This is a genomic window from Chryseobacterium indologenes (genome assembly GCA_016025055.1).
Lineage (GTDB): Bacteria > Bacteroidota > Bacteroidia > Flavobacteriales > Weeksellaceae > Chryseobacterium > Chryseobacterium indologenes.
On sequence record CP065590.1, the window covers coordinates 1,187,388 to 1,205,299 of the forward strand.

General features: G+C 38.4%; 12 protein-coding genes and 1 pseudogene. 10 read left to right on the forward strand and 3 right to left on the reverse strand.

The genetic code is table 11. The annotated features are described in order from the left end of the window. The first annotated feature begins 24 nt into the window (after positions 1 to 24). Positions 25 to 981 (forward strand): acetyl-CoA carboxylase carboxyltransferase subunit alpha, encoded by a 957-nt coding sequence (locus H3Z85_05330; protein ID QPQ52839.1) that lies wholly within the window; start codon positions 25 to 27, stop codon positions 979 to 981. Between the two features lie 55 nt (positions 982 to 1,036). Here the strand turns inward: H3Z85_05330 and H3Z85_05335 are convergent, their stop codons facing one another. Beyond that, complete coding sequence (locus H3Z85_05335) at positions 1,037 to 1,792, reverse strand: hypothetical protein (protein ID QPQ52840.1); 756 nt, start codon at positions 1,790 to 1,792, stop codon at positions 1,037 to 1,039. 144 nt (positions 1,793 to 1,936) lie between these two features. Between H3Z85_05335 and H3Z85_05340 the strand changes: the two genes are divergently transcribed. The 9 genes and pseudogenes from H3Z85_05340 to H3Z85_05380 all read left to right on the forward strand — a co-directional run bounded on the left by H3Z85_05340 (position 1,937) and on the right by H3Z85_05380 (position 16,416). Next, entirely contained in the window at positions 1,937 to 2,764 is an 828-nt protein-coding gene (locus H3Z85_05340) for an elongation factor Ts (GenBank protein QPQ52841.1), read from the forward strand. Positions 2,765 to 3,077: 313 nt separating this feature from the next. Continuing rightward, a complete protein-coding gene (locus tag H3Z85_05345; protein QPQ52842.1) occupies positions 3,078 to 5,936 on the forward strand; it encodes a gliding motility-associated C-terminal domain-containing protein in 2,859 nt (952 codons plus the stop codon). Positions 5,937 to 6,073: 137 nt separating this feature from the next. Further along, on the forward strand, positions 6,074 to 8,926 hold the full coding sequence (locus H3Z85_05350; GenBank protein ID QPQ52843.1) for a gliding motility-associated C-terminal domain-containing protein: 2,853 nt from the start codon (positions 6,074 to 6,076) through the stop codon (positions 8,924 to 8,926). 112 nt (positions 8,927 to 9,038) lie between these two features. Further along, positions 9,039 to 12,437 carry a T9SS C-terminal target domain-containing protein gene (locus H3Z85_05355; GenBank protein QPQ52844.1) on the forward strand — a complete coding sequence of 1,133 codons (3,399 nt, stop codon included), beginning with the start codon at positions 9,039 to 9,041 and terminating at the stop codon, positions 12,435 to 12,437. Positions 12,438 to 12,655: 218 nt separating this feature from the next. After that, positions 12,656 to 13,447, forward strand: coding sequence for a hypothetical protein (locus H3Z85_05360; protein QPQ52845.1), 792 nt, complete (start codon positions 12,656 to 12,658; stop codon positions 13,445 to 13,447). Between the two features lie 273 nt (positions 13,448 to 13,720). Beyond that, complete coding sequence (locus H3Z85_05365) at positions 13,721 to 14,494, forward strand: hypothetical protein (protein QPQ52846.1); 774 nt, start codon at positions 13,721 to 13,723, stop codon at positions 14,492 to 14,494. A gap of 98 nt (positions 14,495 to 14,592) precedes the next feature. Beyond that, positions 14,593 to 15,270: a tRNA (guanosine(46)-N7)-methyltransferase TrmB gene (gene trmB, locus H3Z85_05370; GenBank protein ID QPQ52847.1), complete on the forward strand. Its 678-nt coding sequence runs from the start codon at positions 14,593 to 14,595 to the stop codon at positions 15,268 to 15,270. Between the two features lie 55 nt (positions 15,271 to 15,325). Next, positions 15,326 to 15,876, forward strand: a pseudogene (locus H3Z85_05375) (hypothetical protein). A gap of 105 nt (positions 15,877 to 15,981) precedes the next feature. Beyond that, positions 15,982 to 16,416 (forward strand): competence protein ComL, encoded by a 435-nt coding sequence (locus H3Z85_05380; protein QPQ52848.1) that lies wholly within the window; start codon positions 15,982 to 15,984, stop codon positions 16,414 to 16,416. Between the two features lie 161 nt (positions 16,417 to 16,577). Here H3Z85_05380 and rpsB read toward each other — a convergent pair whose 3' ends face one another. Both rpsB and rpsI read right to left on the reverse strand, forming a co-directional pair. Next, positions 16,578 to 17,339 carry a 30S ribosomal protein S2 gene (gene rpsB, locus H3Z85_05385; GenBank protein ID QPQ52849.1) on the reverse strand — a complete coding sequence of 254 codons (762 nt, stop codon included), beginning with the start codon at positions 17,337 to 17,339 and terminating at the stop codon, positions 16,578 to 16,580. A gap of 186 nt (positions 17,340 to 17,525) precedes the next feature. Continuing rightward, complete coding sequence (rpsI, locus tag H3Z85_05390) at positions 17,526 to 17,912, reverse strand: 30S ribosomal protein S9 (GenBank protein QPQ52850.1); 387 nt, start codon at positions 17,910 to 17,912, stop codon at positions 17,526 to 17,528.

Genomic DNA, 17,912 nt, shown 5'->3' on the forward strand with positions numbered 1-17,912 from the left:
GAAAGATTTAATTTACTTCAAGAAATGGAATATTTAAGTTTCGAACTTCCTATCAAAGAATTGATGGATCAATACCAGACCTGTTCTTTAGTAGGAGAAGAAAGTGGTGTTGATGTAAAATTAGCATGCAGCCAGATTGAGGATAAGATTTTAGAGAAGAAAAAAGAAATCTACGGAAATCTTACACCTTGGCAAAGAGTACAACTGTCTCGTCACCCGGATCGTCCCTATACATTGGACTATATCAACGGAATGGCAGACAAAGGCAGTTTCTTAGAACTTCATGGAGACAGAAATTTCGCTGATGACCCGGCAATGATTGGAGGATTGATTACCCTGGATGGCCAACGAGTAATGATCATAGGGACTCAAAAAGGAAGAACAACCAAAGAAAGACAGTACAGAAGATTTGGAATGCCAAATCCTGAAGGATACAGAAAAGCTTTAAGATTGATGAAGCTTGCTGAGAAATTCAATATTCCTGTAGTAACTTTAGTAGATACACCGGGGGCTTATCCTGGATTGGAAGCTGAAGAAAGAGGGCAAGGAGAAGCTATTGCAAGAAACATTTTTGAAATGGTTCAGCTTAAAACTCCGATCTTCACTTATATTATTGGTGAAGGAGCCAGTGGTGGAGCATTAGGAATCGGTGTCGGAAACAAAGTATATATGTTGGAAAACACCTGGTATACTGTAATTGCACCGGAAAGCTGCTCTTCTATCTTATGGAGAAACTGGGATCATAAAGAAGATGCAGCCAATGCATTAAACCTTACTCCACAGGACGCTTTAAGAGAAAAGTTTATCGACGGAATCATTGAAGAACCGCTTGGTGGTGCTCAATATGACCAGGAGACTACTTATTTGAATTTAAAAAACTCTATTCTACAGAATATCAAAGCTTTTTCCAAATTCTCAGGACAGGAGCTTGAAACCCAAAGACAAGACAAGTTCATTGCAATGGGTCAGTTTAAAGGATAAAAAAATAAAAGGTTAAGAATTTTTTCTTAACCTTTTTCTTTAGTTTTCTTCTGTTTTAATCAGCAACATTAAGAGCAATCTCAATATCCTGACTGATTTTCTTTAATGAAGAATATTTCGCGTCGCATACCATTGTGGTCAGCACATATTCTCCCTTATCTATTAAAATAAAATTCTCCCCTTTTGCAGGGACACTTAAATTATAATATTTCTTACCGCTTATCTTTACGATCAGGTTACAACCGGACCTGTTTTTAATATTGACATAAGCTTCATTCTTATTAATATCGTTGCTGAAAATATGGGTCAGCATTGCAGCGGTCTTTTTATTTGTTTCACTGGGTTCTGCTTTTGAAACGCCGGCAGTTTTAGCAGATCCTGCCGAGGCATAATCCGATCTTACCTCCTCTTTTAATGCATTAATAGCATCATTTACTTTATCTGTATTCTTATTAGCAGCTGCTGTTTTATTCACAGCAACTACTTTACCGCTGTTCAGCTCATTATTTTTAACAATATTCTCTATTTTCTCTTTACTGATAGGCTTTATGGTAGGTTTAGCTTCCGGAGAATTATCTGCCATGATCATAGCGATCAGCTTTCTTTTAAAGTAATCTGTTTTTTCGTGTCCCGGGTTTTGCTTCAGAAATCCTGCAATCACCCTTGCTTCTTTTGAAGACTCCGCATCCTGCTCTGTATATATGATGATCGTTTCTTTCTCTACAACAGCTTTAGATTTTGATTTTTTCTTTTTTTGAGAAAAACCAATCGAAAAAATGCATATAAATAGAAGGAGGAAGATTTTTTTCATTAATCAAATCTTTAAAATAGTATTAAATATATTAATAACGTGAAAAGTCATTTTTTAGTTTATCATTAAAATCATTATCTTTGCACTGCTCTAAAAATAAGCTTATAATTAATACTAATTTTAAATAAAAAAATAATACATATTATGTCTTATACACCAGTTGCTGCAGACGTAGCTAAATTAAGAAACCAAACAGGTGCAGGTATGATGGACTGCAAGAAAGCTCTAGTTGAAGCTGAAGGAGACTTCGAAAAAGCGGTAGATATCCTTAGAAAAAAAGGACAAAAAGTTGCTGCTAACAGAGCTGACAGAGAATCTGCTGAAGGTGCAGTGATCGCTAGAGTAAACGAAGACAACACTTTAGGTGTAGTAATCTCTCTAAACTGTGAAACTGACTTCGTTGCTAAAAATGAAGCTTTCATTGAACTAGCTTACGAAATCGCTGAAATGGCAATTTTTGCTGCAACTAAGGAAGAACTTTTAGCTACAGATTTCCACGGAGTTACTGTTGCTGAAAAATTAGTTGAGCAAACAGGTGTTATTGGTGAGAAAATTGAAATCGGATCTTTCGAAAGAATCCAGGGAGATTACCTAGGAGCTTACATCCACGCTGGAAACAAAATCGCTGCTATCTCTTCTCTTTCTGCGAAAGTAGACGGAGCTGACGAAGCTGCTAAAGCTGTTTCTATGCAGGTTGCTGCTATGAATCCTATCGCTTTGGATGAAACAAGAGTTTCTCAGGAGACTATCGATAAAGAATTAGAGATCGAAAGACACAAACTTACTGAAGAAGGTAAGCCTGCAAACATTATCGATAACATTCTTAAAGGTAAAATGCAGAGATTCTACAAAGACAACACATTGGTACACCAGGACTTCATTAAGGACGGAAGTATCTCAGTTGCTGATTACGTAAAATCTGTAAATCCAGATTTAAAAGTAACAGGATTTGTAAGAGTAAGCCTAGCTTAATTCATCTTTCAAAAAAATATATAATCCCGGTGAAATTCATCGGGATTTTTTTGTGCTATACTTTATCAATAATCGTGCTCCACATTTTACGGATACTCTTTAAAAATTATCCAATGCTATTAAAGTAAGAAATCTTGCGACACCAGCTTCTTCGTACATCATTCGATAAACTGATCCCGGCACTCAATTATAAGTTTCACATTAAGGAAGGTTATTAATTAGAAATTGAGAATAAATTTGCGCTTTTATTTTCAATTTACTAAAGGTATTTCATTTTTTATTTTAATTTTGTAGAAATCCTAATTCCATACACATGAAAAGATTTCTACTCAGTTTAGTATTAGTTTTCTTGACAATTAATACGCTCTTTGCCCAAAGGGATACTGAACACTGGATTGCCCCCTACTATGACAGCTATGGAGGCTATGTTAATATGCTCTATCTTTCCACTGATTCAATCACTCCTTTTGATGTCACTGTATACAACAATAATGCGGTTGTTACCACCGTAACAATCAGCAAGGGCAACCCTCAAACTTATAAACTCAACAATAGTCAGATTTCTACAGGAACAGCCAGTGAGGCATTTGTTGTAGGAACAAAAGGACTTTATTTAAAAGCCACTAAACCCTTTTATTGCAGTTTAAGACTTGCCCAGGATATTCATGGGGAAATCATTACCAGTAAAGGAAGAGCGGGAATAGGAAAAACATTTTTTGTAGCAGCAAGCCCCAATAAAAATTTAACCAGTATCCATAATTTTACAGCGGGAGTTCTCGCTACTGAAGACAATACCACCGTCACTGTTTCCTGGAATACTCCTCCCGTTACGAATCCTGTTACACCTCCGGTATCTTTTATCAATGGTTCGCCTACCGGTAATACCCATACCTTTACATTACAAAAGGGACAGTCTTTTATTCTCGCAGGATCAGGTGCCCAGGAGGGAAACCGCGAAGGTTTTATTGGTGCAAAAGTAGTTGCTGATAAACCGGTAACACTTACCAACGGAAGCTGTAATGCAAATTTTTCTTTTATTAACTTTGCAACCGGAAGTGATCCCGTTCTTGACCAGTCTGTACCTGTAGACAAACTTGGAAATACATTTGCTATGGTAAAAACAAGATCGACCGTTCCTTCGCTGAACATGGAAGGCGGACTTATCATAGCCACAGAAGACAATACCGAGGTATATATCAATGGAGCAACAACTCCGATTGCCACGTTAAATGCAGGAAAATTCTACAGAATTGACGAAACCAACTATGCTACTCAAACTACGCCTGGCGGTACGCACTCCAATATGTTTATCTCTACCACCAAAAATGTTTATCTGTATCAGTTTATAGGAGTAGGAGCAAGTGATGCTACTAACGGATTCAATTACATCCCACCGTTAAACTGCTTCCTGCCGAGAAAAATTGATGAGATCGGAAAGATCAATGAAATGCCCCTTGGTTCCGGAGGAGCCAGCATAACAAAAAGTGACTTAGTTGTAAAATTAAATATATTAACAGAAGCCGGAGCCACCGTTCTTGTTAACAACAATCCACCTCTTCCGTCAGAAGGACCTTTTCCACTGACCGGAAATACCAATTGGGTGACTTATGGTATTCCGAGTGTTACCGGAAATATCACCATCACTTCTACAAAGGCAGTAACTGCAGGTATTAACGGAGGATACAGCTCCGCAGGCTATGGGGGCTATTTTGCAGGATTTTCTTCGATCCCTTTCATTTCGAAAAAAACAGGTGAATGTGTTCCCGGAATCGTCCTGGAATTGGATGACGGATATGAGACCTACCAATGGTTCCGTAACGGTACTGCTGTAGCAGGGGCTACCGCAAATACATATACTCCTAGCCAATCCGGAAACTATACGGTAAAAATAACTATGGGAACATGTCCTCCGGTGACAACACCGATTTACAAAGTACAGACATGTTTAAAGCTTACCACACAGGCAATCAATGCATGTTCGGCAAAGGTGATTACACCGGCATTTACTTCCTCAACCCAATCGCCGGTTACCAGCACGTTACAAATCCTTACACCTCCTACCAAAGGAACGGCAGTAATAAACCCGAACGGTACAATAACATACACTCCTAATCCCGGATATTTAGGACCGGATACTATTGTGTATAAATTCTGCGGAGATAATGCGGAATTTACAGACTGCGAACAAATAACGTTAAACCTTACGGTAGTACCGTTTATAGTAAAGGATGCTACAATAACGGCTTGTTGGTATGATGTAGCCCCTTATGCTTATTTTGATCTGACCAAAGCGAAAGTAAGTGATTATGATCCGGTAACAAAAAAATATTACCGTACATTGGCTGATCTTAATGCCGGTATAAACGAGATAACAACTCCTGACAACTTTCCGTCTACAGGAGGAACAGTATATGTAAAAATAACTACAGCCGAAGGATGTACAGCGAATGCTAAAATCACCCTAGTTCCGATCCCTATCAAAAAATCCCCGGTTCTCATAGATCAGTATATCTGTATGGATGCCAGAACAGATCTTGATGCAGGCCCCGGATATGACTCGTACCAGTGGAGTACCGGAGCGACTACATCGGGAATCAGAAATGTAGGAGTAGGTGAATATTCTGTAATACTTGGTAAAAACGGATGTTTCCTGACACAGATTGTAAAAGTGAAAAAAGCAGATGATCCCGTAATTCAAAGTATTGAAATTAATAACAACAACGCAACCGTGACAGCGACCGGCGGCAAGCCTCCTTATAAATATGCTGTTGACGGAACTGCTAACTGGCAGGACTCCAACACATTTACCGGGTTAACCAGAGGTCAGCATACATTCTATATCAAGGATGCGTATAACTGTACTCCCGTTGCAGTAGAAATTACTGTTCCTAATCTATTGAATGCCATCACTCCTAACGGGGATAATATAAATGATTTTATTGATTACAGTGAATTGGCATATAAAGAAAACCTTACATTCTCTATATACGACCGATACGGCAATACCATTTTCACAGGAAATAAATTCAATAACTTCAAATGGGACGGAAAACATTTTGACAAAAAGATTGTTACAGGAACTTATTGGTACCATATTACCTGGAATGAGTCCAATAAAAATAAAACTCCTATCAAGTATACCGGATGGATTCTCGTAAAAAACAGAGAATAACCGATAAAATATAATGAAAATAAGCCGCGGTCAGATGATTGCGGCTTATTTTATTAATGTACTAATGAAAATAAAAAAATATTTTCAATATCAATCATTTATTCTGTTATTTTTGTAGAAAATCTAATTCTTTATCTATGAAAAAAATTCTATCAGTTATTCTGTTATTATTTGCGGCAATCAATATGTTGTTTGCACAAAGGGATACAGAACATTGGTTTGCTCCCATGGCAGCCAGATCGGGGAAGGTGGTCACCCCAAAGCAGGCTCTGTATTTTTCTACAGACTCTGTCACACCTTTTGATGTGGAGATTTACAGCAATAATGCCCTGCTGGGAACCGTGACCATCAGCAAGGGCTCACCACAAACATTTGACATTCCTATAAACAGAATGGTTGCCAGCACCAATAGTGAACTTTTCACTCCGGGAAATAAAGGATTATATACCAAAGGAACAAAACCCTATTTTGTAACCTACAGATTCTCGGTAAGTCAACACGGAGAAATATTAACATCTAAAGGGAAAGCAGGTATTGGTACAAAATTCTATGCAGTTACAGCTCCTATTGAAGAGCTCAACAGTGAATACAACTTTACGACCGGAATACTGGCCACAGAAGATAACACTACAGTGACGGTATCCGATTACTCTCCCAATATTATCTTTACAAACGGATGGACAGGAGCTACAAACCCAACCCTTACCTTTACTTTAAACAAAGGACAATCTTATATTATTGAAGGTATGGGCGATAAAACGCTCAACAAAGAAGCTTTTATAGGAGCAAAGATAGAAGCTGACAAACCCATATCTGTTACCAATGGAAACTTTAACGGTCAGTTTGCTATGGCTGCCGGAGGATTTTATGATGGTTCCGATATTATTATGGACCAATCTGTACCTGTAGACCGTTTAGGAAATGAATTTGTTGTAGTGAAAGGGAACGGGAATATTTCCAAATATATGGAAGACGCCTTAATTGTTGCAACAGAAGGGGGCACCCAGGTATACATCAACAACGGAACTACACCAGTAGCCACACTGGCTGAGGGCGAAAGCTATAGAGTTAATAAAGTAAACAACACCAACTATATCAACCAGGGAAATAATCACTACAACATGTACATAAGAACCACAAAAAATGTATATGTGTACCAGCTGATGGCAGGAGTTTCTACCAGTAATGCCACATTAGGATTTAACTACATTCCGCCATTGAACTGTTATTTACCAAGAAAAATTGATGAAATAGGAAAAATTAAAGATCTTCCTTATCAGGGAACTCTTTCCGGACATATTGTAAAATTAAACATCCTTACAGAAGCAGGGGCTGCAGTTACCATAAACGGTGTTGCTCCACCGGCAGCACAAGGTCCGTATCCGGTACTGGGAACAGCTAACTGGGTTTCTTATTCCGTTCCTGATATTACAGGAAATGTTACCATAACCTCCACAAAAGCTGTTACCGCAGGTATTTCCGGAGGAAGTGGTGTGGTTGGTTACGGAGGATATTTCGCTGGGTTCTCTTCCATTCCCGTTATTGCAAAACAGAACGGAGAATGTATCCCGGGAATCACTCTTGAAGTAGGTGACAGTTTTGACTCGTACCAATGGTATCGGGACAATACCCCGATCCCAGGAGCAACAGCCAACTCATACGTTCCGACACAATCAGGGAATTATACCGTAAAAATTACGGTGGGAACCTGTCCGCCGGTAGTGACTCCGGTATATAAAGTATACACCTGTCTTAAGAAAACAACCATCAACGATACAGTATGTGACGGGGTAAAACAATTTGTGCCTACATTCTCAAATTCTACCCAAACAGTAGTTCCCGGAACAGTTACAATCGTGACCCCTCCAGCCAATGGTAATGCAGTTATTGATCCTGCAACAGGAGTCATCAGCTATGCTCCGGCTTTTAATTATTTTGGTCCGGACACTTTCGTCTACAGGTTCTGTGGAAACAACCCCGACTTTACGGATTGCGAAGAGGTTACCATGAAATTAACGATATCCGAAAGCCCTATAGTAAACGATGCTTTAATAAGAACCTGCTTCTTAGAAGCAAATCCTGCAACCGGATTATTTAACCTTGCCAATGCAAGTGTGACAACAGCTACCGGTATTACGAAAAAATACTACCCGTCTCTTGCAGATGCCCATGCCGGTACTAATGAAATTTTAAATGCTACTAATTATATCTCTCCGAATGGCGTTGTTTACATAAAGGTAATCAATGCTAATGGCTGCTACAGGGTTGCAACAGTTACTTTAGCGGTACTTCCTCCGGTAAAATCTGATATTTTGGTTGACAAAATCATCTGTATGGAAGAGAAGACCACTCTGGACGCCGGACCAGGATTTAAAAGCTATGAATGGAGCACCGGAGCAACCACACAAGTGATTAAAAATGTAGGAGTAGGAACTTATTGGGTAAAGCTTAAAACCGGTGAATGTATTACCACCCAAACAGTGAAAGTATATGCTTCGGAACAGCCTGTCATCTCTAATATTGACATATCCACCAACACAATAACCGTTTATGCAATAGGTGGTACTCCACCATATAAATACTCTATTGACAATATAACCTGGCAGGACTCCAATGTATTTACAAATATGGCCAGGGGTGAAATAAGCGTCTATGTAAAAGATGACTACAACTGTACTCCGATAAAGGTAGATGTCACAATTCCAGATCTTATTAATGTAATTACCCCTAATGAAGACGGAGTGAATGATTCGATAGATTATTCTTTACTGGCCGGTAAAAACAATCTTGTCTTTAATATTTTTGACAGATATGGAGCCAAAATCTTCCAGGCTGATAAGTCTAACGGGTACAAATGGAACGGAACTTCAGGCGGAAGCAAAAAGGTTCCTACCGGAAATTACTGGTATGAAATAGGATGGAACGAGCCTAACGGCAGACAGACTGCCATTAAATACACAGGTTGGATTCTGGTGAAAAACAGAGAATAAACCTTGACAAATAAAAATTTTAAAACCATGATTTGAAATCATGGTTTTTTTATTATCTTTTCAATCATTCAATACTTTTTATTGTTAAATTTGTGATAAATACTAATACTGAATGAAGAAAACTCTATCTTTTTTATTTATACTTTGCATTTTCACCTCTGTTTTTGCTCAGTTGGACAGAGAACATTGGTTTGCTCCGATGGTAGACAGATCAGGCGCCCCCAATCCTTATCAGAATCTGTACTTATCTACCAACAGAACAACACCCTTCCCTGTGAACATCTATAATAATAATATACTTATCGGGACGGTCACAATAAGCAAAGGCAATCCCCAAAAATTTGATGTTTTAAGAAATTATATCATTACTACCCAGCAGACGGATCTATTTACCCCTATTACCAAGGGATTATATGTGAAAGCGGAATTCCCTTTCTATGCCAACTTAAGGTTCTCCGTGTTCAATCATGCGGAAATTATTACTTCCAAGGGGATACCCTCTACCGGAAAGAGCTTTTTGGCTGCCTCTGCACCTATTACGGTGAGCAATAATATTCTCAACTTCATGACCAGTATTCTGGCAACTGAAGATAATACCACCGTTACCATCACCGGATACAAACCTACCGTGCAATTTTCAAATGGTACAACGGGTGCCGGTAATCCTACGATGACATTCAGTCTCAACAAAGGGCAATCCTACATCATTGACGGGATCGGAAATATCACAGGAAACTTTGACGGATTCATCGGTGCGAAGATTACCTCCAACAAACCGGTCAACGTTACCAATGGTAATTTTAACGGCCAGTATGCGGGAAATTTTCCTTCCAGCTCTGATATTTTAATGGATCAGGCAGTACCTGTCAACCGGCTCGGAAATGAATTTGCCCTGGTAAAAGGCAATGGAAATATAGGAGCCAATATGGAAGGTGCTGTCGTTATTGCAACAGAAGACAATACCCAGATTTTTGTCAACGATGAACCCATTGCCATAGCTACGATCAATACAGGAAGTTATTTTGTTATTCCTGATACAAAATACAGCTTACAGGGTGGTGCCCATTATAATTTGTACATCAGAACCTCAAAAAACGCCTATGTGTATCAGATTCTGGCAGGAGATTCCAATACAGGAAATGAAACAGCTACAGGTAGATTCAACTTTATTCCTGCGTTAAACTGTTATCTTCCTAAACAGATCAATGAATTAGGACTCATTAATGAAAATTTCGTTCATTCTAACGCCAATATAGGAGGAATTCTCAATATACCTACCAAGTTGAATATTATCACTCAAAGAGGTGCCAATATTTCAGTAAACGGCAGTATACCGCCTGCTTCAACAGGCCCTTATAATATGACCGGAACCAATAACTGGGTTACATACGGGATTCCGAATGTGACGGGAACGATTACAGTGGTTTCTGACAAAGCTGTGACTGCCGGAATTACAGCCGGAAGTGATGCCGTAGGATATGGTGGATTTTTTGCCGGATTTCCTACCCAACCGGTTATTTTAGTTTCAGGGGGAAGCTGTGCTCCGGGTACCGTTCTTACTGTAGATCCTATCATTTATGATACTTATCAATGGTACAGAAATGGAGTACCCATCACCAATGCGACTACTTCTACATTCAATCCCACTCAATCCGGATATTATACCTGCTCGGTGACTATGGGAAGCTGTGCTCCTTTAGTAACAGAACAATTTAAAGTTTTAAACTGTGTAAAACTAACCACAACGTCTTATGATGTATGCAGCACGAAAACTATTACTCCGGCTTTCAGCAACTCAACACAGACTCCCGTTCCTTCTACCGTTGCCATCACGACGCCACCGGCATCAGGCACAGCAGTTATTGATCCAGCAACAGGGATTATCACTTATACTGTTACGACACCGGGTACCGTAGGCAATGACACATTTACGTATACATTCTGCGGCAATGACCCAGATTTTCCGGATTGCGAAACAGTAACCGTAAACATCAATATTCAGGCTCTCACCGTTATGAATGTCACAATAAAGGCCTGTGATATCAATGGACAGGGTACCTTTAATCTTACGACAGCTAATGTCACCTCCAACTCGCCCGTTACGATTACTTATTATCCTACATTAACAGATGCCCAGACTGAGAATGCAGCGGCAATTATAACAAATCCCAACGTTTATCCGGCACCCAACGGCACAATTGTATATGCTGTAGTAAAGAATAGCGTAGGCTGTAAAAGTATTGCTCAAATCACACTTTCCCTTTACAATAAAGCTATAGTACTGGATAACTACAATGGTATTTTCTGTGACGATAATCTGGATGGAACTGTTACGGTTATGCTTTCAAACATTACCGGGATTGTGCTCAATAATCCTGTGTATTTTACAAACGTAAGATATTATGCCAATCTTGCAGATGCCAATGCCGGAAACGCCAGCACGCTTCCTGATAACTTCAGCTATACTGCAACCACAACAATTTTTATACGCGTAGATTCTCCGGATGGTTGTGCATCAGTCATCAAGCCCTTACAGTTTAGTATCGGCGCAAGACTGCCACTACTAAAAACAACAGCTACCGAAAGTGTATGTGATGATGATTTAGATGGTGTGAAGACAGTTGATGCAGCACAATTTATTCCTCAGTTTACTACAGATCCCAATGTAACCTTTACATTCTATGGCAGCTTGTCTGATGCTCAAAACAATATCAATCAGATTTCCGCTACCCTGAACCTAAGTTTTACCCAGACCATTTATGTCCGGTTTCAAAAAAATGGAGTATGCCCTGAGGTCGCCTCTATTACCATTACTATAAAGGTTCCCAAGAAATCTGATCTGCTAAAAGATCAGGCTATCTGTCCCAAAACAACGACTACACTGGATGCCGGTCCCGGATTTGAAAGATATCTTTGGAGCACCGGAGCCTCCACTCCATCTATTACCAATGTTCCTGTAGGAAGCTATTGGGTGGACCTTACTTCAAATGGCTGTGTTTACAGACAACACGTCACTGTGACAGAACTACCGATGCCTATGATTACATCTATTGAGATCGACGGAACGACTGTAAAAATAGGAGTAAGCGGGGGAACACCTCCTTATGAATATTCCCTGGACGGGGTTGTTTGGCAGGGTTCCAATGTTTTTTATAATGTACCCAGAGGAGGGCATACCGTTTTTGTAAGAGATTCAAAATTATGTGCAGAGGTGCAAAAGCCTTTTGCCATTATTGATCTGATCAATACCATTACTCCAAATGGTGACGGCTATAATGAGGAGGTTGACTATTCTGCTTTGATGGCTAATGATAATCTGGTTTTCCGGATCTTCGACAGATACGGGGCTGAAGTATTCCGTGGCACCCCTCAAAACAAATATACGTGGGATGGAAGAATAGGAGGCAGATTCGTGCCAACTGCAACATACTGGTACTTTATCACCTGGACAGAATATGGATCTGGTATATCCATAAAATATTCAAGTTGGCTGTTAGTAAGGCATCGCTAAAAAAGCATCCACCTGCATCGAAACAACAAATAAAAATATGAGATATGTTCTGCCTGTTTTTTCAGGTTTTTTGAATTATAATGTCAATTTTAACAGGTTTAGAACCGCTTTATAACAGTCCTTAACAGTTTAATGCTAAAGTTTAATATAACTTTAACCACTATTAATCATCTAATAAAGTACAAATTGCCCTATTTCTATGTAATTTTGCCAATTATATGAAGAAACTTTTTACGCTACTACTATTGGTTTTTCTTGCAAAAATCAATGCTCAGATATATTCCGGTGAGGTATTTTTACGAGACAATTCTATTTTGTATCTCAACCAGGTCTATGTTACCAATCTGAATACCCAAAAGACTGTTCTTACAGATTACAACGGTAATTTTACTATTCCTGCCAATACCGGAGACGTTATCCGCTTCACCTCTATCGTTACTGAGAGAAAAGATATTAAACTTACTCCTCAGCTTATGGGGCAAAAAAATCTTGTGGAACTTAAGATTGCGTATTATGAAATCCAGGAAATTGTCCTGAGCAGATTCAAGCCTACCGGAAACCTTCGGTATGACGTAAACTCTTTACGAAAAGAAGATAAAGCTCTGGCTATTAAAAAAGTAATCGGGCTTCCGGAACCCAAGGGAGACGGTACTCCTCCCGAACTTCCTGTTGCAGGACTACGGGATGGTGGACTAACCTTTAGCCTGGAAAGCATCTATGACATTCTTTCCGGAGAAAGAAAGAAAAAACAGCGTTACCAGGCGTTTGAAAGAATGAATTCTTCTGTTACCCAGATCAAAAACTATTTAGGTAAAGATTATTTCGTCAAATTCAAAATCCCTGAAAACCTGATCGATAACTTCCTTCAGTTCGTGTATACTTCCGAAAACATTCAGCCTTATGTATTGGCTGGGAACTTTGAAGCGATCAAGATACCTATTGAAAAATATCTTCCTATCTACCAGAGAAGACTGAGAAATTCTCACCTTCAGGAAGTTGTTAAGGAATAAAAAAACAGCAGATTCATACCTATAGAAATCCATGTAAAATTACATGGATTTTTTTGCACCCCATTTTCTAAAATTAAGACGGTGCATTACGTTGTGTTTATGAAGATTAAAAATTATTTTAAATAAGTTTTCTCAAATATTCAAAAATATATTTAATTTTATATCACAATCACGTGTTTAAAATAAAAACAATAGTATTTCGTTATTATTCAAAGACTAATACCATCAGACACAAATTAAGGAAAGTACCAAATCATAACTTAATCTATATTAATGAAAAAAATACTTTTACTTCTTGGAACGTTACTGTTTTTTAGTCTTTCAGCTCAGAAAAGAGGAAAGGATTATAGTGAAATTCTGAAAAGCAATAATATCTATGAAATCAATGCCTTTCTGAGAGACGCTCATCCCGACGATCCTCGCAGGTCTGTTCTGAAACCACGGGTTATGGAAATGATGAAAGAATATATCAAAGATGCCCACCCGGAAGATCAGAAAGTAAAAGATATGCAGGAAATGCTGGCACTGCTGAGAAGAAGACCTTCCACAAAGATTACCTTCGATGAAATGAATGCGATCATCAAGCAAAAGCAAATCGCTAAATATAAAGCTGAACTGGCAGCCAAAAAATCAACGACGGTTTATACTCCGAGTACTCCCCAAAACACTTTTGTTATCAATACCAGCACCAATGCTGCTGTTCCCAATGCCGAAGCAGAAGAATTCAATATGCTGATGGCCGTTACACCGGTTGAGCACCAGAACAGAACAGTAAAGATCCTTAATTCTTTATTTGATAACGACCCCAATACCAAAGAATGCATTGTGATGATCCAAAACAAATCGGATTGTAATATAATTGTAAGAATGGAGGGAGTTGGTACCACCAAGTACAGACTTGCTGTGCCTGCAAAAGGGGAAGGCTCTATAGTCATAGATAAGGGACAATATCTTTTCACGAGTCTTGTCTGTGGCGCAGAATATGCTTCCCAGAAAACCGTTCAGAGGCCTATCATCGTCGCCCTTGGAAGTACAGCAGCCCAGTAATCAGCAGAATAAACTTATTTTTGAAATACCTTTTAGTCTTAAAAAAGGCAAAAAGTCTATGCAAATTTTACTATTTTTGCAGTCATTTTAAATGACTCATGGGCAAGAATAAATTAGCAAGATTTGCAGAAAATAAGATATTACCAAATGTAATCCAACCTACAAGAGAAGATGCTTTGCAAGGTTTTGATTTAAAGGGAAAATGGAGAGAAAATTTCTTTAAAAATGACAATCCCATTGTACTGGAATTAGGTTGTGGTAAAGGAGAATATTCTGTGGGACTTGCCAAAACATTTCCTGAAAAAAACTTTATCGGGATTGATATTAAAGGAGCAAGATTCTGGTTTGGTGCTAAAGAAGCTGTAGACAACAACATGACTAATGTGGCTTTTTTAAGATCACAAATTGAACTTGTTGATCATTTTTTTGCTGAAAACGAAGTAGACGAAATCTGGATTACATTCCCTGATCCACAGATTAAATATAAAAGAACAAAACACAGATTAACCCATCCGGATTTTTTAAACCGATATAAAAAGTTCCTAAAACCAGGTGGTATCGTTCATCTGAAAACTGATTCAGAGTTTTTACATGGCTATACCCTGGGATATCTACAGGGAGCCGGCTACGAAATCATTACTGCCCATCATGACATCTATGGGGCACCGGAATATGATCCTAATACGCCGCATCTGAGAGATATCAGGACGTATTATGAAGAACTATTCTCGGCTAAAGGAAAGACCATAACCTATATCAAATTCCGGATAAGCTGATGAAATACACTTAATTGATGAAAAAAATTTTTTAACGGTTGTATTCTTCACATTCCTGATCCAGGGCTTTACATACGCACAAAAACGTAATAAAGACATTTTAAAAAGCACAAATATTCAGGAAATTGAAGAATACCTAAAGAACGCACACCCTGACGATCCCAAAAAAGCGTCCTGAAGCCCAAGCTTATCGCTTTAAAGAATGCAGAATGGACTAAAGGGGCAAAAGATGCCCAACCTATGGAAGCAAGGCCTGTTATTTCCGATATTCCCAACAGCCTTATGAGAAACCCTACCTCAGAGGAAGCAGAAGAATTTAAACGTCTTATTACAGAATCCTCTGTTGAGCATAAAAAAAAGGCTGTACAACTCCTTAATGGAATGCTTAATGAAGACCTTAGCAGAAAAGAAGCTATTCTTTTGTTTAAAAACAATTCAGATTGCAATATTGTACTCAGAATTGAAGGAAAAGACTTCTACAACCTTGCTGTTCCTGCTCATGGAGAGAACTTTATTGTAGTAAATAAGGGTCTGTATGCATTGAACAGTAACGTTTGCGATGCAAAATACACTTCTCAGAAGAGTATAAAAAAAGTCTATTTGTAACGATTGGTAACCCGGTACAGTCGGGTACAGAACGTTCTTCTGCTCAGAAAAGTACAGAACCGGAGAAAAAACCTTTAAAAAGAAAAGACAAAAAGTAAAACAGGTATGAAAAGACTGTTAGTTATCATAGGGGCTTCATTGGTTCTTACCAGCTGTAATGTCAATTACGGAGGTTACCCGATAAGAAATCCCTATCCTTCCAATAATTCCGGAAATGCCGCTAATACCGCAAGAGAATATAATGAACTGATAAAAACGTATAAACCGGAGACAGCGGAGGTACTGAATGACCTTCTAAATAATGATGATCCGGGTAATCCCAGAACATCTCTTTCAGTAACCAATAACTCCTCCTGTAATATGGTACTTACGGTAAGTGGAAATAATTTCTTTAAAAAAATTCCTATTGCTGCCGGGAAAATCGGATATACGATGGTCCCTAAAAATCAAAATTACAGTTTATCAGGTTTTGTTTGCAATTCAAGATATCAATCTAATAAATACATCACAAGCTCCTATTCTATAACGCTCAGGAACTAAATAAAAAACTCCACAGGATGTTGTGGAGTTTTTTTTATATTTCTTTCTGTTCCCGGAAAAGCTCAGCTACAATCCTTATATTGAAGTAATAAGTATATCTATCAAAAAAAACGCCGAATATAAAATCCGGCGTTTTTCCTATATTAAAGTAAAATCTTTACTTATTCTGCATCGAAATCAGCATCTGTATCAGCAGATACCTTTTCTCCTTCTTCTTTAGATTTTTCTTTATCAGCTTTTCTTTGAGACTGACCTTCTTTGATAGATTCAGAAACTACGCTAAGGATCATATCAATAGACTTAGAAGCATCATCGTTTCCTGGGATAACGAAGTCAACTTTTCTAGGGTCAGAGTTTGTATCAACGATACCGAAAACTGGAATACCTAATTTCTTAGCTTCAGTTACCGCGATGTGTTCTCTTAAGATATCAACTACAAATACAGCAGACGGAAGTCTCACCATGTCAGCGATAGAACCTAAGTTCTTCTCTAAGTTAGCTCTTTGTCTGTCAACTTGTAATCTTTCTTTTTTAGATAAAGTTTCGAACGTACCGTCTTTTTTCATTTTGTCGATAGAGTTCATCTTCTTTACCGCCTTTCTGATCGTAACGAAGTTCGTTAACATACCTCCAGGCCATCTTTCTGTAATATAAGGCATATTAAGTTCAGAAGCGTGTTTTGCAACAACTTCTTTCGCTTGCTTCTTAGTAGCTACGAAAAGAACTTTTTTACCTGCAGAAGTTAATTTTTCTAAAGCGTTGCAAGCTTCATCCAATTTAACTGCTGTTTTATGTAAGTCTACAATGTGAATACCGTTTTTCTCCATAAAAATGTATGGAGCCATATTTGGGTTCCACTTTCTTGTCATGTGACCGAAGTGTACACCAGCCTCTAAAAGGTCTTTTACATTTGCTTTTGCCATGTTTTCTGTTTTTGTTAGTTTACTTTCCGTCTTTTAAACAATCAACAACTTCTTTAGATGGGAGAAGCGTTTGGATGCTAAACGTAACGGGCAATTTTAAGTTTAGATTAATAGATTTCAGATATAACATACCAGACAAAAAAAGGTCTGAAATCTGACATCTCCAATCTGATGTCTGAAAAAAAATTAACGTTTTGAGAATTGGAATCTCTTTCTTGCTTTTTTCTGACCTGGCTTCTTTCTTTCCACCATTCTTGCGTCTCTTGTAAGTAAACCAGCTGGCTTTAATGCTAATCTGAACTCAGCGTTGATTTCGCATAAAGCTCTTGAAATACCTAATCTGATAGCCTCTGCCTGACCTGTATTACCACCACCGAATACGTTTACGGTAACGTCATACTGACCAACAGTCTCAGAAAGGATGAACGGTTGGTTTAACTTGTAAACCATCACGTCTGTAGAGAAATATTCTTTAGCATCTTTACCGTTTACTGTAATGTTTCCAGAACCTGGTTTTACATAAACTCTAGCTACAGAAGTTTTTCTTCTTCCGATTTTGTGAACTATAGACAT